The sequence below is a fragment of the Fructilactobacillus sp. X3R5C2 genome (assembly GCF_059901175.1).
This window is the reverse complement of the sequence record NZ_JBWXVC010000005.1, coordinates 1-19,916: the sequence shown is the minus strand read 5'-3', so window position 1 is coordinate 19,916 and position 19,916 is coordinate 1. Positions and strand designations below refer to the sequence as shown.

18 protein-coding genes are annotated in these 19,916 nt (G+C 37.1%); 5 read left to right on the top strand and 13 right to left on the bottom strand.

All coding sequences use genetic code 11. The features are described from left to right. The first annotated feature begins 196 nt into the window (after positions 1-196). Positions 197-1,555, top strand: coding sequence for a cytosine permease (locus tag AC6UD4_RS05990; RefSeq protein WP_500694263.1), 1,359 nt, complete (start codon positions 197-199; stop codon positions 1,553-1,555). A gap of 54 nt (positions 1,556-1,609) precedes the next feature. Here the strand turns inward: AC6UD4_RS05990 and AC6UD4_RS05985 are convergent, their stop codons facing one another. From AC6UD4_RS05985 to AC6UD4_RS05955, 7 genes are all read right to left on the bottom strand, one after another. After that, positions 1,610-3,325: an ABC transporter ATP-binding protein gene (locus tag AC6UD4_RS05985; RefSeq protein ID WP_500694264.1), complete on the bottom strand. Its 1,716-nt coding sequence runs from the start codon at positions 3,323-3,325 to the stop codon at positions 1,610-1,612. Positions 3,326-3,401: 76 nt separating this feature from the next. Then, positions 3,402-6,008 (bottom strand): class III lanthionine synthetase LanKC, encoded by a 2,607-nt coding sequence (lanKC, locus tag AC6UD4_RS05980; RefSeq protein ID WP_500694265.1) that lies wholly within the window; start codon positions 6,006-6,008, stop codon positions 3,402-3,404. A 50-nt stretch (positions 6,009-6,058) separates the two neighbouring features. After that, positions 6,059-6,196 carry a class III lanthipeptide gene (locus tag AC6UD4_RS05975; RefSeq protein WP_500694266.1) on the bottom strand — a complete coding sequence of 46 codons (138 nt, stop codon included), beginning with the start codon at positions 6,194-6,196 and terminating at the stop codon, positions 6,059-6,061. Positions 6,197-6,213: 17 nt separating this feature from the next. Continuing rightward, positions 6,214-6,345 (bottom strand): class III lanthipeptide, encoded by a 132-nt coding sequence (locus AC6UD4_RS05970; RefSeq protein ID WP_500694267.1) that lies wholly within the window; start codon positions 6,343-6,345, stop codon positions 6,214-6,216. Between the two features lie 22 nt (positions 6,346-6,367). Then, positions 6,368-6,505 carry a hypothetical protein gene (locus AC6UD4_RS05965; RefSeq protein ID WP_500694268.1) on the bottom strand — a complete coding sequence of 46 codons (138 nt, stop codon included), beginning with the start codon at positions 6,503-6,505 and terminating at the stop codon, positions 6,368-6,370. Positions 6,506-6,762: 257 nt separating this feature from the next. Next, positions 6,763-7,899 carry a recombinase RecA gene (gene recA / locus AC6UD4_RS05960; protein WP_500694269.1) on the bottom strand — a complete coding sequence of 379 codons (1,137 nt, stop codon included), beginning with the start codon at positions 7,897-7,899 and terminating at the stop codon, positions 6,763-6,765. A gap of 112 nt (positions 7,900-8,011) precedes the next feature. Further along, positions 8,012-8,245 carry a hypothetical protein gene (locus AC6UD4_RS05955; protein WP_500694270.1) on the bottom strand — a complete coding sequence of 78 codons (234 nt, stop codon included), beginning with the start codon at positions 8,243-8,245 and terminating at the stop codon, positions 8,012-8,014. Between the two features lie 195 nt (positions 8,246-8,440). Here AC6UD4_RS05955 and AC6UD4_RS05950 point away from each other — a divergent pair, with 195 nt between their 5' ends. Then, positions 8,441-10,180 (top strand): oleate hydratase, encoded by a 1,740-nt coding sequence (locus AC6UD4_RS05950; RefSeq protein ID WP_500694286.1) that lies wholly within the window; start codon positions 8,441-8,443, stop codon positions 10,178-10,180. 54 nt (positions 10,181-10,234) lie between these two features. Here AC6UD4_RS05950 and AC6UD4_RS05945 read toward each other — a convergent pair whose 3' ends face one another. Together AC6UD4_RS05945 and AC6UD4_RS05940 are read right to left on the bottom strand one after the other, a co-directional pair. After that, a complete protein-coding gene (locus AC6UD4_RS05945) occupies positions 10,235-10,645 on the bottom strand; it encodes an ImmA/IrrE family metallo-endopeptidase (RefSeq protein ID WP_500694271.1) in 411 nt (136 codons plus the stop codon). Continuing rightward, positions 10,626-10,943, bottom strand: coding sequence for a helix-turn-helix domain-containing protein (locus tag AC6UD4_RS05940; RefSeq protein ID WP_500694272.1), 318 nt, complete (start codon positions 10,941-10,943; stop codon positions 10,626-10,628). The genes AC6UD4_RS05945 and AC6UD4_RS05940 overlap by 20 nt, the downstream gene beginning before the upstream one ends. A 289-nt stretch (positions 10,944-11,232) precedes the next feature. Between AC6UD4_RS05940 and AC6UD4_RS05935 the strand changes: the two genes are divergently transcribed. Continuing rightward, a complete protein-coding gene (locus AC6UD4_RS05935) occupies positions 11,233-13,329 on the top strand; it encodes a glycoside hydrolase domain-containing protein (RefSeq protein ID WP_500694273.1) in 2,097 nt (698 codons plus the stop codon). A gap of 103 nt (positions 13,330-13,432) precedes the next feature. On the opposite strand, the gene AC6UD4_RS05930 is transcribed toward AC6UD4_RS05935, so the two are convergent. From AC6UD4_RS05930 to AC6UD4_RS05920, 3 genes are all read right to left on the bottom strand, one after another. Next, on the bottom strand, positions 13,433-13,948 hold the full coding sequence (locus tag AC6UD4_RS05930) for a hypothetical protein (RefSeq protein WP_500694274.1): 516 nt from the start codon (positions 13,946-13,948) through the stop codon (positions 13,433-13,435). A gap of 723 nt (positions 13,949-14,671) precedes the next feature. After that, positions 14,672-15,217: a hypothetical protein gene (locus tag AC6UD4_RS05925; protein ID WP_500694275.1), complete on the bottom strand. Its 546-nt coding sequence runs from the start codon at positions 15,215-15,217 to the stop codon at positions 14,672-14,674. Between the two features lie 321 nt (positions 15,218-15,538). After that, positions 15,539-16,072, bottom strand: a complete 534-nt coding sequence (locus AC6UD4_RS05920) for a GNAT family N-acetyltransferase (protein WP_500694276.1) — start codon at positions 16,070-16,072, stop codon at positions 15,539-15,541. Between the two features lie 144 nt (positions 16,073-16,216). On the opposite strand from AC6UD4_RS05920, the gene brnQ reads away from it, so the two are divergent. Beyond that, positions 16,217-17,569 (top strand): branched-chain amino acid transport system II carrier protein, encoded by a 1,353-nt coding sequence (gene brnQ, locus AC6UD4_RS05915; protein WP_500694277.1) that lies wholly within the window; start codon positions 16,217-16,219, stop codon positions 17,567-17,569. A 59-nt stretch (positions 17,570-17,628) separates the two neighbouring features. Here the strand turns inward: brnQ and AC6UD4_RS05910 are convergent, their stop codons facing one another. Further along, on the bottom strand, positions 17,629-18,810 hold the full coding sequence (locus tag AC6UD4_RS05910; RefSeq protein WP_500694278.1) for a thiolase family protein: 1,182 nt from the start codon (positions 18,808-18,810) through the stop codon (positions 17,629-17,631). Positions 18,811-18,951: 141 nt separating this feature from the next. On the opposite strand from AC6UD4_RS05910, the gene AC6UD4_RS05905 reads away from it, so the two are divergent. Then, the gene (locus AC6UD4_RS05905; RefSeq protein WP_500694279.1) at positions 18,952-19,491 is read left to right on the top strand and encodes a hypothetical protein; all 540 of its coding nucleotides are present in this window, start codon (positions 18,952-18,954) and stop codon (positions 19,489-19,491) included. Positions 19,492-19,916: the final 425 nt, after the last annotated feature.

Sequence of the window (19,916 nt, the reverse complement as noted above, 5' to 3'; positions counted from 1 at the left end):
ATTGATTCAAAGAAAAACGAATGATAAAATTTGTGGTAACTTAATGATTTACCTAATGTAATTTAGAATTTTCGTAATTGAGGAGGCGTTCGAATTATTCGTTGTGAAGGATTCTTTCAGTGGTATACTTGAAATAAGTTGCAAATACGACCATCAGACAGTAAACCAAACCAGTCGTTAATAATTGGAGGATAAAATGGAGCGAAATAAGAAGTATGCATTTGAGTCAATCCCAATTTCCGAACGAGACATGAACTATTGGGATATGTTTGCCACGTGGTTCGGAGCGAACGCTAACAACGGAACCTGGTTCATTGGTGGCGTGATTGCCGCCGCTGGTTTCTTTGGCGGAATTAGTTCCGCCGTCATTGCTTCGGCAATTGCTTTCGCGTTTTTGAGCATGGTGGGCTACATGGGATACCAAACGGGAGCATCGACCACGATTTTGTCCAGAGCTCCCTTTGGAATTCGGGGAAGTGTCGTGCCATCAGTCATTAACCTGACGCTCTTTATGGGGTGGACGGCCGTTAATACGTTTATCGCCGCCACGTCACTTGCGTATCTGTTTCACAGTATGTTTGGCTGGGCGTTGTTTGGTCAACCTGGCGGTTACTTTGGGATTATTGTTGGAATTATCATCATGAGCATTCTGCACTTACTTAGTATTATTGCTGGTCCCAAGTCCGTTCAAATTATCGAACGAATTGGAGTGATTTTGGTAATTATTTTTGTGATTATCGAAGTCATCGTGGTCTTTCGTGACGTTTCGTTTTCACAGATTGCCAAGTATCAAGTTCCAATGAAAGCCCGGATGCCATTTGGGGTCGCCCTCGATACGATTGCTGCGGCTGCCCTTGGCTGGGTAGTTGGTGGAGCTGACTTTACCCGGTTCACTTCCAGTAAACGCATTGCCACCCAGGCTCCATACGTCGGTGCCATTCTTGGGATGGTCAGTTTCGTCATCATCGGTCTGTGCACGACGCTGAGTGTTGCTTTGACGTCCGGGGTCTTTAATCCTAATAACTCCGATCCTAGTACGGTTGCTAATAAATTGGGACTGGGTGTCATCGCGATGGTTGTCATTGTTTTGACCAGTATGACTGCTAACGCCGTCAACATTCAGTCTGGTGGCTCCGCTCTAAATAACCTGATTCCTAAGATTAGTTTGAATAAATCGCTGTTCATCGTTACCATCTTGTCCATGATTTTGACGCTGGTTCCTTTGATTAACGGTAGTTTCCTTGATGCCTTTACCGCATTTCTAAACTATACTGGGATGTTCCTTGGTCCAATCATTGCCATCTTGGTGGTTGATTACTTTGGGTTGTCAGATGGGAAATACGATTTGAAAGCTTTAGAAACTCCCGCAGGGAAATATTGGTACAAAAATGGAATTAACTGGTTTGCGATGTTATGTATTGCCATCGGGGTGGTATTGTACATTGCGTTAAACATGTTGCCAATTATTAAGGCGACGGTTGGTGCCACCTTCATTTCCATGATTGTGATTGCCATTATCTACTATGTCGGTAGTAAGTTAATGAGAAAAGCGTAATTAAATAACAAACTAAAAAAGCATCAAATCATTATGTAATGATTTGATGCTTTTTTAGTTTTTATCAATGAATTGTTCATTTACGAAGCGATGATATTCTGGAACTCGATTCATTAATTCTTCGTGGTTTCCAAAGCCTAATATTTTGTGACGGTCTAGAAAGTATATTTTATCGGCATTTATAATGGTTGAAAGTCTGTGTGCAATGGCAATAATTGTTTTGCCGGTCATCATCTTATCAATTTCATGTGTTACTAATTGTTCAGAATCAGAGTCCAGACTAGAAGTTGCTTCATCAAGAATTAGGAATTTAGGATGTTTTAAATATGCTCTAGCAATTTGTAATCGTTGTCTTTGTCCTCCAGATAATTTAAGTCCTTGTTCACCAATGATTGTTTTTATTCCATCTGGTAATGATGATACACAATTTTCTAAATCAGCAATTTTAATTGCTGTTGATATTTCTGATTTGCTTGGGATATTTACTAAACCAAGAACTAAGTTATCATAAAATGTTCCAGAAAAAATAGTGTTATCTTGAGTTACTACTCCAAAAAGCGAACGCCATTGCGAAATAGAAAAATTAGAAGCGTCATTGTCATCAAACAAGAGTTTTCCATATTGGATTGGATAAAGTCTTGTTAATAAATTGATAATAGTGGTTTTCCCAGCGCCTGAGGGACCAACGATTGCAATTTTATCACCAGGAGTAAAATCCATTGAAACATTACTTAGTACTAGGTGATTTTCATAAGAAAAAGATACATTTTTTAATTTAATAACTGAATTTTTTGAAGTGTTTTTAATAACAGGATTTTTATAGTTATTTTCTGGACTTAACTGTAAGATTCTAGTAATTTGTTTTGTTGCTCCCTTTGCTTGCTTGTAGCTTGCATAGAAATCAGCTATGACATTAATTGGTCCAATTACTTGGAATAGATACATTAGAAAAGCGACTAGGGTTCCAATGGAAAGAGTTCCAGCTGATACCCGAACACCACCGTACCAAATGATTATAATAATCAATAAAAGTCCAAACATGGTTTGAATTGGACCTGTTATAGCAAAAATTGCATTCATTTTTAGTGATAAATGATAAAGTGCATTTACGTCTTTTTTGAATTTATTTTGGATACTATGTTCTGCGTTATTTAATTTAACCGCTCGAATGTTTCTAAGACTTTCAGAACTGGTTTCATTCATTTGAGCTAGTTTCTCTTGAGATTTAATTGAAACCTTCTCATCAATTATTCCAATTGGGATGGTAACCATCGCGTCTAGTGGAAATGCAATTAAGATAAGTAAAGATAGTTTCCAATCAAGTGAAAATAAAATTGCAAATGTTCCCACCACAGTAATTATTCCACTAATTGAAGAGGGAATTATTTCAGTAGTAAAGTTTTGAATTATTGAGGCATCATTAATAACTCTACTAGAAAGTTTTCCACTTAATTGGTTATCAAAATAGGTAGTTGGTAAATAAAGAAGATGATCTTGAATACGAGTGCGAATATTTGCAATTTGTTTGGCTCCTGAACGACTAAGCAAATATCCACTAATTGCTGTAAAAATGGCACTAAAAATTAGCAAGGCCAAAATTCCAATAATTGTCCACGTATTATTTTTTTGACTGAGTAACGATTTAATGTTGATAGCCTTACCAATTAATAGGGGAATAAATAAAGAAACTATTGTTCCAATCAGACTTAAACCGAGTCCAACGAAGAAGCCGGCATCTAGTTTAATGAAATTAATTTTTGTCTTTTTCATTATTTTCCTACTTTTAATTTATTTAAGAATTAATCATAATAAATGATTTTATACGATGACATTAATTTAATTTTGATTAGGAAAGAAACAGTTGATTTAAGACAGATTTAGGCACTGGCATCCATTTCCAAGCGTTATTATCTTTAATGCCTTGTAAGACAGTCATTAGACCAGCATTTCCAGTAAACAAATCATTTGAAAAACGATATCCATATGTTCCGGGTGACATAATATTATTATTAGAATCTACAAGCAGATAGTTTTCTAATGACTGGACTAATTTATCGATGTCGGATAATTTGTTTTTATTATCAATTCCTATAAGGATAATTCCACTGATCCCTCTGGTTAGTCCAGATGAGTATGTGCAGTAAGTTTGGAGATTTTTAGTGAATTGTTCTTGAAGGTTTAAATATTTTTCGTTTTGAAATTCATGTAAGCGTCTAATAAATTGGCTCAATACTAATCCGACACCAACTCCTCCTTCTCCTAGATATGGAAGTATTCTGGGAAAACCAATTGAATTATCCAAAATCTCTGCAGATTGTGAGTCGGAAATTTCAATGTTTTTATCTAGTTCAAAATTCAACATATCTTTGGCATTTTTCAGAGTTTCTTTGTTTTTTGTTACATCAAATAGTAGTAATAAAAATAAACTCGCGCCTGACCATCCATTCATTAATCCATAAGGAATGGTATCTTCATCATCTGGTTGAGTTCCCGAACCATTTATAAATAATGTATTTAAGCGGATCGCGATTAATTTACTCATTTCTAAAAATTTATTATTATTATTTTTTTTAAAGAAGGCTAGTAAACTTAAACCAATTCCGCTTAATCCAGAGTAAAGAGTGTAATCTGTTTCTTTTAAAATTCTATTTTTTTGATCAAGTATAAATTCAAGAAATTGGTTTGAATGTTCCTGTAAGTTTAAATCATCTAAAATAGACGCGATTCCTGAAATACCATTAAATAGTCCAAGACTGGTGTCTTCATTGAAGTGGCTAATAAGATTTTTGCTGCTATTATTAGCCCAATTGATTTCTTTTGTTAACTTTGTATTACTCCGATTTAATGCCATTAGTATTCCAAAACCACCATTAGCGATGTTAACTTTTCCAAGCTTGTCAATAAATTGTCTAATGTCACCACCTGAAAAACTATCATTTTGATTTGATGAATATTCAATTATTCCGGTTTTTAACCCATTGATGAGTTTGTCTACTGCTTTTATATTGATTTCAAATTTTGGGACGTCGAAAATGTTCTTTAATTTTGGAATGAAATTTTTACAATCCTTTTCTGTATTTTGTAATATATCAAGTGCTTTTTCTCCAAAATAATCTGTTATCCATTTATTTTGATTTTCTTCAATTTTTAAAGACAAATCAGAAACGAACTCAATCGGTAGTAACAAAAATCTTGAGATCCTCATGTAAGCAAACCAATCAGCACTTTTAAAGTCACTAATTTTAGAATTAACGTATCCCATAGTTTGTAGTTCTGGATGATATTCATTTGAGAGGAGGGTAGCAGTCTCAAAATCGATTAGTTTAATGTTATTGTTAGGAGTAACCATAATATTATTTGGATTTAAGTCACCAATAGCAAAACCAGCCTGATGAACTTCTGTGATTGCCACTTTTAATTGTTTGATTAATTGATCTATAAGTTTTAAATATTCATTTCGATTCTTTTCGTATGAGAAAGGAAAGTTTTCTGGAATGAAATCGGATAATGAATTTCCAGGAACAAATTCTTCAATCAAGTAATTATTTTCCCATATCTCAAAATAATCATAGACCTTAACTGTTCTGTTAATCCCATTTAATTTTTTTAGGGTATTGTATTCATTCTTTACACGGAAAAAACCATCATTCCCTTGTGCATCAATTCCAGACTGTTTTCGTCCCTCCTTCATTACATAATTTTTACCATCTTTTGTGACTTGATAGACGCCGCCACCATTACTAAAGTGAATTGCGGAAATAACCTCATAGCGTTTGAATTTAGTTAAATCAATTTTGGAATATTCAATCGTTTGTATTTTATCCATTTTTTTAATTTCTTTTGGTTCAGAAATAAATGAGGGAACGTTATAGTATGGAACCCTTAAGTCTGGCACTAACTCTCCATTTGGATTTTTGATTCCCATGATCGTTTTTCCATCATGTACCATTGGCATTCCAATAAATCCCCCATACCTAAAGAAGATGTTGGAATTGTACCACTGTTTATCGTTTAAAATATATGCACCCTTGGGGATGTCATTGGTTAGGTCAGTTAGGGGACTTAATAGTTGAATAAATTGATCTTCATCTTTGGGGTAAATTGTTATGAATTTTCCACATGCAGATCGATCACCATATTTTGAATTTTTCATAATTAATTCTTTTTTGGTAGGAACAAATTTAAAAGAAATGTTATTTTCTATCAAATACGGTGTGATTTGGTCCAATGTTTTTTGCGCGTAATCAATGGGAGATGTTACATGAATTTTCCACCCTTGGTTTGGCAGTTGTCTATTTTTATTGATAAAATAATTCCAATTTTTATCGATATGATGATTCCATTTATCCTTGTCGTGAATAGTAACTTTATAAATTAAACTGTTTGTTTCGGCTGTGGTGGGTTGATAAAATAATGATCCTTTTTTTAAATAATCTAAATATCTTAAATCCATAACTACATCCTTTAAGTTTAAAATAAAAAGAGAGTCCTATTAGGGCTCTCTTATCTCTTGCATATAAGAATACTAACGTCACTGTTAATTGTGCATCCAACGCTCAGATGAGAACCCTTACGTCCTTTTCGGCGCTTTTTTCTTAATGCTACATTATCAAGTTGTTGTAATTGCAGAATAGGTTTCATGAAATGCTCCTATAGTATTATTTGCACATAATACTAATATTGCTGTTGTTGCCACATCCCATAACACTAATATGAGAATCTTTTTTCCCGCCAACAAGCTTCTTGGCATTTTTACCCACAGTCTTTTGGAGGTCTAGCAAAGTTTTCATAATAAATACACCTATTGTTAAATTACTGACAGAAGACACTTACATTGCTTCGAACATCACATTGAACACTGATATTACTTCGTACTCCGTGATGGTGATGACGACGCTTCTTCTTTAACTCCACGTTTGGTTGTGCTTGTAAATTAAGCAAGTACTTCATATTAAATCTTCCTTTCTTGTGAGAGGTTTAATTACCATAATTAATATAAATTAAACGATATAGAAAGTCAACAATTTTTTAAAAGTTATAAAAATTGTTTTTTATAGTTGTGTAATTACACTGAAAATTCATTTGAGTATTCGATATTTGACTTATGTAGATTTAATTAAAATATTGTTTAAAGCTTTATCAAGATTATTATTTGTATTAAAAAAGCATCAAATCATTACATAATGATTTGATGCTTTTCCATTTAATTAAACGTCTAACTTAGTTTCGCTATCTTTTTTGGTACTTGCTTTGGTTGTTTTCTTAGTAGTGGCCTTATTGTCAGTTGACTTGGATTTTGCATCCTTGTCACTGTCATCGTCCTTTGATTCTTCATCATTGGCAATGCCATAGGCTTCTCTGACCTTGTTCTTGATTTCTTCGACCATCTCAGGTTTGTCACGCAGATTGGCCACGGTCTTATTTAGGCCTTGTCCCAGTCGTTCCTCACCGTATGAGTACCATGATCCAGATTTGTCGACGATGTCTTTGTCAACGGCTAGGTTGACCATGTCAGCAATCGGTTCGATACCCTTTCCAAAACTCATCAAAGTGTCAACGGTCTTGAATGGGGGAGCCACCTTGTTCTTTACGACTTTAATCTTGGTTTCTCGACCAACGACGTCTTGACCTTCCTTTGATTGCTTACCAGAACTAACACGGAGTCGCACACTTGAGTAGAACTTAAGGGCCCGACCACCAGGAGTTGTTTCTGGGTTACCGAACATCACACCAACTTTTTCTCTTAGTTGGTTAATGAAGATAACGACGGTATTGGTCTTGTTGATACTGGAAGCTAGTTTTCTAAGTGCCTGTGACATTAGACGAGCTTGTAAACCAACGTGAGAATCACCAATGTCACCCTCAATTTCAGACTTCGGAACTAGGGCAGCTACTGAGTCGACAACGATTAAGTCGATAGCACCGGATTGTACCAGTGCATCGGCAATTTGCAGTCCTTCTTCACCGGTTCCTGGTTGCGATAACAAAAGGTTGTCAATGTTAACTCCCAGGCTGTGAGCGTATTCCGGATCCATCGCGTTTTCGGCATCGATGTATGCGGCCGTTCCGCCAGCTTGTTGGAGGGCAGCAACGGTCTGAAGGGCAATCGTGGTTTTACCAGATGATTCGGCACCGAAGATCTCAACGACTCGGCCACGAGGGAAACCCCCAATGCCAAGGGCGATATCTAAGGATAAAATGCCGGTTGAAATGGAATCAACGTTTTGGTTAGGGGATTCGCCCATCCGCATGATAGCGCCAGTTCCAAATTCTTTTTTGATTTTGCTGAGTGCTTTATCGAGCTCGATTTGACGCCCGTCGACACTGTTTTTAGAATTTGCCATAAAATTCCTTTCTTTTTACATATTACGTAATTGCGAACATACGTTTGGTTATTTAATATAATCAATTGTACACTAATAATTACGTAATTTCCAATTAAATTAAATCAATTAATTAGATTCGTTTATTAACGTAATAGGGCGAAGTTTGATCGTTATTTTTAGCATCTGATTGAGCGTTATCCGAAAGGAAAATATCGAATGATTTTTTGTCTTTTCCATGAACTACTACGACGTTTTTGGCCTCCACTTGTTTGTCACGGTAAAGTTGAGCAGAACGAACTGCATCATTATAGTCGTGAAAGTTTCCAAGTGAGTCGCCGGGATTGAAAAATACTGTTTCTGGCATAGTAATTACCACCTTTCTTCTACTATATTGTACCAGATTACGACCTTAATTATCTATTCGCAGGCTGACATGTGAGTTGCTTAATGGTTGACGTAAGAACATTAATTAAATAAATTATTAAATCAAATTGATAAGTTACATTCCAACTTTTGGGTACGTTATAATATAGATATAAGCATATGTGAAACTGCTAACATAGAGACAAATGCTTACTACGTATTTAAATCTAGGAGGTTTAATATGACTAAGAAAAAAGCAATTATGATTGGTGCCGGCATTTCCAACATGGCCGCCGCCGTTTACTTGATTCAAGAAGGTCACTGGGACGGAAAGAACATTACTTTCTATTCATTAGACGACCATGGCGCAAATGATGGTGCCAAAACGGACGTGACCGGTAATGAATACTGGAATCGCAATCACGAAACGTCTGACCAGACTGGCTTTGTCGCTCGTGGGGGAAGAATGTTGAATTACCGGACCTACGTTGATTTGATGGATCTCTTAAGTCGGGTTCCGTCAGCCACCGAAGAGGGAATGACGGCTGCAGAGGACACTCGTGACTTTGATTCTAAGCATCGGACCTACGATAAAGCGCGTTTGATGGAAGGCGAAAAGGGCATTATTAATTCCGCTAAAATGGGATTTAACAACAAGGATCGGCTCCTATTGACGAAGTTAATCATGATGCCAGACGACAAAGAAACCGAACTTGATAACGTCTCCATTGCTGATTACTTCAAGGACGATCCCCACATGTTTCAAACTAACTTCTGGTACATGTGGGAGACAACCTTTGCCTTTCGTACCCAGAGTTCAGCTCAAGAACTCAGGCGTTACATGCACCAAATGATTTACGAATTTACCCAAATTAACACGCTCGTGGGGGTTAACCGAACTCGATACAATCAGTACGAAAGTTTGATGCTACCATTAATTAATTACTTGAAGAAACAAGGCGTAACGTTTGTCTTGAATCGTCGGGTTAATGATTGGGACTTCAAAGAAACCCCAATGAACGAAGAAATTACCGTTAAGGGCCTAGAAATGGAGAACGTTGACACTGGTAAAGATGAACACATTGATGTCGATGATGATACTGCGGTCTTCTTCACCAATGGTTCCATCACCGATTCGGCTACGCTTGGAGACTTCAACACCCCGTCCGGTGAGAACACTGATTATGGGGCTGCCTCAAGTTTGTGGAAGAAAGCCACCAATCACTTCTACAACTTAGGTAATCCGGACAAGTTCTTCGCCGACCGGAATGCCAGTGGCTGGAGTAGTTTTACCGTAACCACTAAGGATCATACTTTCTTAAACGAAATCACCCGTATTACTACGCAACTGCCTGGGAATGCTTTGAACTCCTTCCTATCAACGAGTCCAATTACTCCGTTAGGTCAAAAAGACGTGAGAATGTCGATTGTGGTTCATCATCAACCTCATTTCACCGACCAAAAGCCAAACGAAACCGTTCTTTGGGGTTACTTCTTGTATCCATACCGTCGCGGTGAATTCGTTGACAAGCAGTACATCAAGATGACTGGAAAAGAAATGGTTCAGGAGTTGATCGGACAGCTTTCAAAGGTCGACCCGGGTCCCGTAAATATCCGTGATAAAGAAAAGGAAATCATGGATTCAATTGTCAACTCCGTTCCGGTGTACATGCCATACGCTTCGGCATTGTTTAACAACCGTGCTAAAATTGACCGTCCCAAGGTCATCCCTGACCATTCAACGAATCTAGCATTCACCGGTGAGTTTGTTGAACAACCTTACCAAATGGTCTTCACCGAACAAAGTGCCGTTCGTTCTGGTGAAATGGCCGCTTACCACTTTGCTGGTGTTCCAATGTCAAAACTCGTGGACAACCCACGATTTGATAAGAATCCGAAGATTCTGGCCAAGGCCGCTAAAAAATTATTTGAATAGATGATCGTAAATGAAAAGCTCAACTTCGAAATGAAGTTGAGCTTTTTTGATGTTTCAATCAACATAGTCTTTAATTTCAGTAAAACACACGTCACGTAGTGAATCCGGGATGGCAAATAAATCCATGAATTCCTCTAGGTTAAGCTGGTCAATTTCCTTGTTGTCAGCGTAGAAGGGAACTAGAAGCCTAACGGCATTCACGTTGGCCTTCTGTTCGTACTTGGGATTCATCAGAGTGGTAAAACTAAGAATGGCATCATCCTGATCGCACTGCAGGACGTGGCTAATTTCGTGCGCAATGATAAATGGAAGTTGTTTTCGTAGCTGCCAGTTGGCATTAATCACAATTGAATGGGAACGAACGTCCGCAAAGGATTGAGTATTTTGATGGAGTTTGTCCGTGTATACAACGGCAATGTCATTATCTAACGCATAGTTAAAAAGACTATTGATGATTTCGTGCATTTCGAAGTTTCCTTAAGATTTCCACGACTGTTTCACGGTCTTCTTCTGGGATGGGTTTGCCCCCAAACATCATGATCGTTGAGAGGTCATCTAAGTCAGCCGAGTTACCAGTTGAGTTTCCTAAGAGATAGTCAACGGAGACGTTGAAGTAGTTGGCAACTTTTTTGAGTTTTTGCGAATTAGCGGTTTGGTCCCACTTTTGCATGGTTCCGTTGGAGAACCCAAGTTGATGCTCTAATTCGCGAATGGAAATATTTTTATTTTTAGCAAGCTCTTTAACCCGTTGATAGATCGACATTTTTGACTCCTTTTAATTATTTACATAGAAAATTAATCTATGAAATTGTTGACATGTAGAAATAATGGATATATGATTGTTCTTGTAAACAGATGAGAAATCAAGCAACAACCTCGAAGAGATGTCGGTTTAGATTATTTCAGCTGATTTTCTTTACCATCATTGTAGAACTTTTGTCTATAAGATTCAATGATTATTCTACATGATTGCAAATTGATTTTGATGTGTTTACGTGCGAGTTAGCGCTAGCTCTTAAATTTTATAAAGAAAATTTTAGGAGGAAATAATTATGGATGAACAAGTTTTAAGCGTTCAAAAGTGGTTGAACCAAGAATACGGTAATGTTTCAGGATTTGATAAGGTCAAGGAAAATGGAAAGACGGGTTGGCCAACTATTTATGCTTTAAGAATGGGACTTCAGCATGAACTAGGGATTAGTCCACTTGGTAGTGGTTTTGGTGATAAAACCAAGAAAGCACTAAGTGGAATGGTCGATCAGTTGAAGGTCGGTTACAAGGGCAAGATTGCGAAGTTAATTCAGGGTGCTTTTTGGTGTAAGGGAATTAGCCCGAATGCGTTTGATGAGAAATATACCAAAGATACACAGAATGCAGTAAATAAATTACGTAATGATGCTGGATTAGATAAAGGTGGGGTTACTGTTCCATTAATGGCTGGTCTATTTGATATGGCTGCCTTTGAATTACTTGATGGTGGTAAAAAGAAATATCGTCAAATGCAACAATATTTAAACCATAACTATTTAGATTATTTTGGTGATGATCTTGGCTTGGTTCCAACTGATGGTTTGTATCAACGAAATACAAACACAGCTTTGATTTATGCCCTGCAAGCTGTTGAAGGAATGACACCTGGACAAGCAAACGGAGTTTATGGACCTGGAACCATTAATAAAACGCCAACTTTAACTGAAGGGGACAAAGGTGCAGGCGTTAAGCTACTTCAATATGGATTAATGGTTAATGATTTTCTGAGTGGATCTGTTGATGGAGTATTTAATAATTCGGTTGCTGAAGATGTGGTTAATTTTAGGAAGTTTATGAATTTACCACCATTTACAGGGAAAGCTGATTTAACCGTTATCAAGGGGTTGCTTACCAGTAATGGGAATACTAATCGAGATTCAAATGCTTGTGATACTTCATTTCAATTAAGTGATAAAGACGTTAAAAACATCAAAAATTATGGCTTTGAAATTGTTGGTCGCTATTTAACTGGATCAGTTGGCACTGGCTCAAAACGTCGTAACAAAAATCTGACTGATGATGAACTGAAAAGAATTACTGATGGTGGCCTAAAGGTGTTTCCAATCTATCAAGATAATGATGGCAGTCAGGAATACTTTAAATACGGCCAGGGTTGTGCTGATGCAGGAATTGCAAATGCAACAGCACAACGGCTTGGATTCCCAAAGGATACTATTATTTACTTTGCTGTTGATACTGATATTCAAGCTGGTGACATTGATAGTACGGTTATTCCATATATGGAGGGAGTCAAAAAAGCATTAGGCGGCTCAAGTTATCAAGCAGGAATTTACGGAACCAGAAATGTTTGTGCTCAAGCCCTTGGTAAAGGACTTGCAAAAACGGCGTTTGTATCTGATATGTCAACTGGATATAGTGGAAATTTGGGTTATCAGATGCCTAAAAATTGGGCAATTGACCAATTTGTTGAATACAGTTTAGGTGACATTGCGATTGACCAAGATGCGTCGTCTGGTAGAGATGATGGTACTAATAAGATTAAGCCAACGGGAATTGGAGAAATGTCTGCTAAAGAAGCTTTAAAGAATATTGTTGATAATACACAGGTAGAAATTGATGTTCCTTATGTGCTATACAATGATAATAAATCATTAAAAATTACTTTAGTAGGTGAAGCTGATATTAAGCCAGTCCATGGATCTGGGATGTTTACCATTAGTAATGGGAAATTACCACTAAAATTTATGTTTGATTGGGTCATGCAAAGTTGTAATAACAATGTTAATGCTGGCGTATACATCGTTAGTTTATTTAATAAGTGGGAATTTGTTCAAAAAATTGAAGATGGTCAAGTTTCAATTGAGATTGTAGAAACTAAAGACGGTTGGAGTATATCAGTAGAATTTAATATTTTTAAGTTAAAAATTAATAATAAAAGTTTTGATACAGAGCTTTCTATTTCAATAGATATTGATTCTCATCCACATGATTATCCTGACTTTAAGAGTTATGAAAAAGCTTATGATGAGGTTACCGATAAATTAGGAGAAAAGACTGATACGCTTGCGTTGACACCGGCATATGTAAGATATGCAATTGAGGGTGAAAGTGTTGGTATTGCTGTAATAATTGCATTTTTAGCGGCACTAGTAGGATGATATATGTCATTATTTGCGTAATTTATGTTGTATTAAAATGATTAAATAAATGGACCTGTAATTTGTAATTACAGGTCCATTTATTGATTTATATCTCAATTACTTATTTCATCTTTTTAATTCCCTCAGTAAGTTCTTTTGAATATTTCTTTTTCCGATATTTTAAGGTGCTTTTAGAAAGATAATATAATAAAAATCCAGAGCAAATTAAAAACGTTGGCAGCATTGGAGATTCATATGCCTCCCATAAATTGTTTGAAAGTAATAGTATTTCAATTGATCCAATGAAAACAAAAATTCCAAAACACAGAAATAAAATAATGACCCATAAACAATAATAATGTTTTAACCTTGAAGGTCGCATATGCTTAATCTTATATTTTTCTATCATTAATCTTATTGTAGTTCCTAGTGCGGTAATAAATAGCGAGAATGTAATTCCATCGATTGTCCCCATGATCCAAAGGATGAATTTGTTTGCATGCATATTAAGGAGAATGGATCCCAAAGTGAAGGTAATGATTACCAATATAATGGATGGTAGCAATAAGCGTGACATAATGTGGTATTTATGTAAGTATTCTTGGTAGTCTTTGATGTAGTCCGGTTTTTCTGACATTTATCTTCCTCCTCACAATTAGGATATTACCTTATTAGTAAAATACAAAATGATAGATTATTCCTAATGCAACATTAATAAATGAAATTATGCAAGTAAATATAATTAATATATAGATATAGTTAATATGTTTAAAAAATGATTGTTTCAGTTGCTTAATTAATTTTGGTTGTTGGTTCCCATTATTGTAAATGTTCCAGCGTTTGATTGTCATGTACAAAACAATACTAGTCAGAATAATTACGTATGACATTAGCATAATTAGTCCACTAGGGTTCCCGATTAAATAATTCCAGCGATCTGTTAATGTTTTGTTCCACATATAATTATCAGTTAAAGTATGTCCAATGATATTGTTAGAGGCAAAATATAGAAAAAGAATCAAAATGTATATTAGGGGAGAAATATTGTTAAATATTTCTCCCCTTTTTCTTAAATAATGTCTGGAACGCTCATAGGCAACAATTTCATAGATAATTACTATAAGCATACAAAAAAAGAATAATTTAGCCAGCAGATAATAACCTAATTGAAAATATGATTGCAAAATAATTCCTCCAGTAAAAGTGTTCATTAGGGCTTTTCTATTAAACTGAGTAGGTTGCCTTAATTATGTTAGCACTAGTATGCTTGAAGTAACAATAGTATCAGCGATTAGAAGGTATTTGACATGTAAAGAGAAAATAACATCGAAATATTACTTTTCTTCATTTATAAGAACGTTTATTGAATTTCTTCATATGTTCCATTTTTATTAACACGATAAGTTCCTGCAGTTCCAGATCCACCTTGATCTCTGTAGGATTTAATTACCAATTGGATATCATAGTAAGATCCATCAGTTGGTAAAGATCCGTATTCCATATCGTCACCAAAACCTAAGCCATTTTTTAGGACATTAATAGCTTGTTCAGGATTGTTGACTACATTATTTTGCGCTTGATTGGACTGATTTGGTTGATTGTTTCTTTGATCAGAGTTGTTAGAGGAATGTGTAGATTGAGCCTCATTAGTAGAAGAGGATGAGTTGTCATTGGAACTAGAGGGAGTGTCTGAACTCATATTACTTTGACTATCTGTTGTAGATGATGTCTGTGATGAGTTTTCAGAGCTATCCTTGCTATTGCTTGTTTTTTTATCCTTTGTTTGCTCTACTTGTTTCGTCCTATTATATGTTTCATTATGACCTGAATTTGAATACACGATAAATCCAATCCCAATTATTAATACGATAATAACGACGAATACGATTGTCTTTTTGTGTTTCATTAAAATTCTCCTTAACTAAATTAATGGTGTTAAGTGTAGTAAAGTTTCAGTGTTTACACAAACTGATGATTAAAAATTTCAAAACAAAAGGCCCAACCCATGAATATCACAGGTTGAGCCTTTTTTTATACCAGAATAATTAGGACGATAATGAAACAAATTGCCAACACTGATAATGCCAAAAAACGTTTTGACGTCAATTTGTGGGTCTTGTGATAGGTCCATCCCATGCATCCCAAAATTACGATCAATCCGAACGTTGCCATTATGATTAATTTGATTAATACCGCTGTGTCGCCCAATTTGGCCACTTCCTAGTTATTATTTTAGTTCGATTTGGTAAGCGAAACGTTTTGTTCCATGACTCTTTTTACCGTTTGCGTAAATGATACCACGTTTAGTGAAACCATTTGAGAGAATGACGTGCTGCATTCCCTTGTTGTCTGGATGAGTGTCGATTCTGACGTCTTTAAAACCACGAAAGGCTGAGATGGTGAATAGACCACTGATGAATTTGGATGCTAGTCCCTGACCACGATAGTCGTTTGAGACAGCGATACGGTGAATGGCGGAGTAGTGACCTTGGTCGCCATTTTCCCACTCTCCACCCTCAAGGTGTAAGTAATCGGGGTCGATTCCTAAATGCAGGGTTGCGGTTCCAGCAACTTTTCCGTCAACGTCTAGGACGTATGAGATGCCAAATTTAACGTCTCTGGCTAAATCCTCTTCACTCGGGTAATCACTTTGCCATTGGTCGATGCCTTGTTCGCCCAAAAACTTCTTGGCGTTTTTGATGATAGTGTAGATATCGTTTAAGTCAGCTTCAGTAGCTTTTCTTACGTAAATAGTAGACATAATAACACTTCCTTACTTTTATTATCAGACGATAAATAATTATAGTGAAGCTCATGTGGTTTTTCAACCACCAAATTAATTATGGAGCCGGCTTTTTTTCTGGTAAAATGCATTGAACAGTAATTTAGGAAAGTTGGAGAAAACTTGGAAAAGAAATTAAGTGTAAGGCAGATTATTTACGTTGGAATTATGTTGTTTGGGATCTTCTTCGGCGCTGGCAATTTGATTTTTCCCGTTAATATGGGACAGATGGCTGGTGGCAACGTTTGGTGGGCAACCCTCGGATTTGTTTTAACTGGAGTGGGTCTCCCCATCCTAGGCATCATTGCGTTAGGGGTTACTGATAGTTCTGGAGCCTTTGAAATTTCTTCAAACGTTGGCAAGTCGTTTGCGTACGTCTTTACGATTTTAATTTCTTTTATAATGGGACCACTTTTGGCCATTCCGCGTTTAGCAGCCACTTCATTTCAGATTGGAATTGCACCATTTCTTAGTTCTGGTCGTCAGCAGTTAGGCTTAATCGGCTTTATTTTAATTTTCTTCGTTGCCGTTTTTTTACTCTCGTATAATCAAGGGCGCTTACTGGAATACATCGGAAAATTTTTGACCCCGTTGTTTTTGATTTTACTAGCGGTCATCATCGTCATGTCGATTATTAAGCCAATGGGTTCACCACGTTTCTATCATCCAATGGGTGAATACGGTCATTCCCCACTTCTTTCAGGTTTCGTTGAGGGATACAACACGCTAGACGGGGCCGGATCGATTGCTTTTGGGATTGTGATTGTGGAAACCGTGCGTGGATTAGGGGTTAAAAGTCCCAAGCAGTTAGCCGTTAGCATCGGAAAGGCCGGCTTGATTGGTGGATTGATGATGGCAGTTGTCTACGTTCTATTAAGTTACATGGGCGCTAGCAGTCTGGGCGATTTTCGGCCGTCGGCGAATGGTGGCATTGCCCTTGTTCAGATTGCGACGCATTACTTTGGCGGGTATGGAAACATTTTGTTGGCGCTAATTGTGATTGTGGCCTGTCTTAAGACAGCGATTGCGATGAGTAGTGCCTTTGCGGATACAATGTCTGACGTCTTCCCGAAGCTTAAGTACCTTCCCGTTCTGATTTTTGCGGTGGTGATGTCAGCGTTTTTGGCAACGCTTGGTCTGACTGAAATGATTAAGTTTATCATGCCAGTCTTGATGATTGTTTATCCGTTTTCCATCTGTCTGATTTTGATTTCGTTAATTAAACCATTACTTAAAAACTCTAAGATTGTTTACCAAATGACGATCTGGTTCATCGCCATTCCAGCTTTTCTAAGTGGAATTACCACCATTTCAGAGTTGAAACACGTGCCAGAATTAGCTTGGTTATTTAAAATTAATGACCTTTTGCCGCTGGCGCAGTACGGAATGGGATGGGTTTTGTTCGCATTGATTGGATTTGCGATTGGATTGGTTCTTTCGGTGAAAAAGACCAGAAAACAATTGAAGCAAGGATAAATAAAGACCCCGGTAGTTAAAAATGAATCTAACTACTGAGATCTTTTTTTGTTTCTTCATTATAATGTGTGAACGGTCATTGCCATTCCCATTCCACCACCGATACAGAGGGTGGCCAGTCCCTTAGTCTGACCAGTCCGTTTGAGGTTGTTGATTAAGGTGATGAGGATTCTCGAACCGGAATCGCCAAGGGGGTGACCCATTGAGACGGCACCACCGGTAATGTTAAGCTTGTTATCGGGAAGATTGAGGTCACGCGCTACCGCTAAACTTTGAGAGGCAAAGGCTTCGTTTAGTTCAAACAAATCAAAGTCACTGATTTGTTGACCCGTCTTATCCAGTAGTTTATTAACGGCGTAGTAGGGGGCATATCCCATGATTTTAGGGTCACATCCGGCTTCGGCGTAGTCATCCAGCACCGCCAGCGGAGTTAGACCAAGCTCGTTGGCCTTACTTTGCTTCATTAATAGGATTGCAGAGGCTCCATCATTTAGGCTAGCGGCGTTTCCGGCCGTCACCGTTCCGTTTTCTTTAAAGGATGGCTTTAACTTTTTTAATTGTTCCATTGAGGTGTCAAAACGAACGCCCTCATCCTTATCAACCACGGTGCTTCCGTGGCGATTCTGAACTTCAATTGGGATCATTTCTTCATTAAAGTAACCATTTTGTTGAGCTTTGCTGGCTTTTCGATGGGACTGAAGGGCAAAAGCATCCTGATCCCTTCTTGAAATGTTGAACTGGTCGGCAACGTTTTCGGCGGTCATTCCCATCGGTTTTCCACTCCAAGCGTCGTTTAGTCCGTCTTTTTCAATGCTGTCTTCTAAAGTGATTGGGCCAAATTTGTGGCCCTTTCTTTCGTTCACATTTAGGTATGGAGCGTTCGACATGCTTTCGGTTCCCCCGACAAGGACGATGTCAGCATCGTCCATTTGGATGGCGGATTGCCCCAGTCGGACCGCTTTCATACCGGAACCACAAACTTGGTTAATGGTGGAGGCGGTGGCTGTGTCAGAAATGCCAGCGTTTAACTCGATTTGTCTGGCGACGTTTTGTCCACCACCCGCTTGAATTACATTTCCAAAGATGACTTGGTCGATTTGTTTCGGATCAATTTCTGCGTCTTTGATGGTTGCCTTGGCGGCAATAGTTCCAAGATCAACCGAAGTCAGGCTAGCGAGGGTGCCGTTGATTTTACCAATCGGAGTCCTCTTTGCGCTTACAATTACGATATTGTCATTCATAGATTCGATGCTCCTTTGACATGATTCGTTGATAATTATACATGTTTTTACTTAACTTTTTTTAAAGTGCAAAAGTTAATGTTAATTTCGAGTTTCTACTATAATAAAGTGAATAATAAAAATACTTTAGGAGATGAAGTCATGGATAAGGATGAAGAAGTACAACAAGTAGGGGAAATGATCGATCGTTGGTTAGATGATATTGATGATGAACCTGATGTCTTAGAGAAGACGCAGGATGAGATTGACGAGATTGATACCATCATTGATAGTTTTGCTGAAATTGCGATTGTTGGGTTGGGAGTTCAGCCTAAGAACTGGAACGTCGATTTGGTTACTAACGTAATGTTTAATCGTTTTACCTTGATGCTAGATAGTGATGAAAAAACGGACTCGCTGTTTCAACTAATTCCCTTTGCCTTAATCCATTTATTTTCTTATTTAAACGATCAGGGAATTATTAGTAATGGTCCTAGTTTGAATAAATGGGTAGAAAATAATAGTAAAGCATTACGTTCAATGTACGATTCTAATTTTGATGCCTTTTATAAGAAATTGGTTAGTGCGATGGAAGATGCTGACGTTGATTTAGAGGATAAGAGTGCAGTGGATGCTTTTACGACGCGTTATCTAAGACAACACCCGCAAGATGGAATTGACTTATATTCAAAGAAAAAGTAGGCCAATTTTCTTGATAAAAAATGAAAATTAAAAAAGTTTGACCTTTTTTGACCAAAAGTGTTGACAAATGATTTGAGCGCATGTATAGTAGTAAATGCTCAGTGAGGGAGACAAAGTGATTTGATAATAATCGATTAGTCACTGATTATGAACTGAATTAATTATTTTAATCATTTCTCTTGCATCTTCATTATGAGCGTTGTATAATAGTCTTTGTTGTCTGGGTTCTCCGGATACAATGCTTGAACAAATAAATTTAAAATAATTGAGTTTATCTGTTGACATTTAAAACGCAACGTAGTATAGTTAAACATGTTGCGTTAAGGAAGAATCAAACAGCAACAATCAAGAGTAGATCTTTGAAAACTGAACAAGATTTTGATTACAAGTGTAAGGTAATTTTAAGTTGTAGAACTTAAAATTAA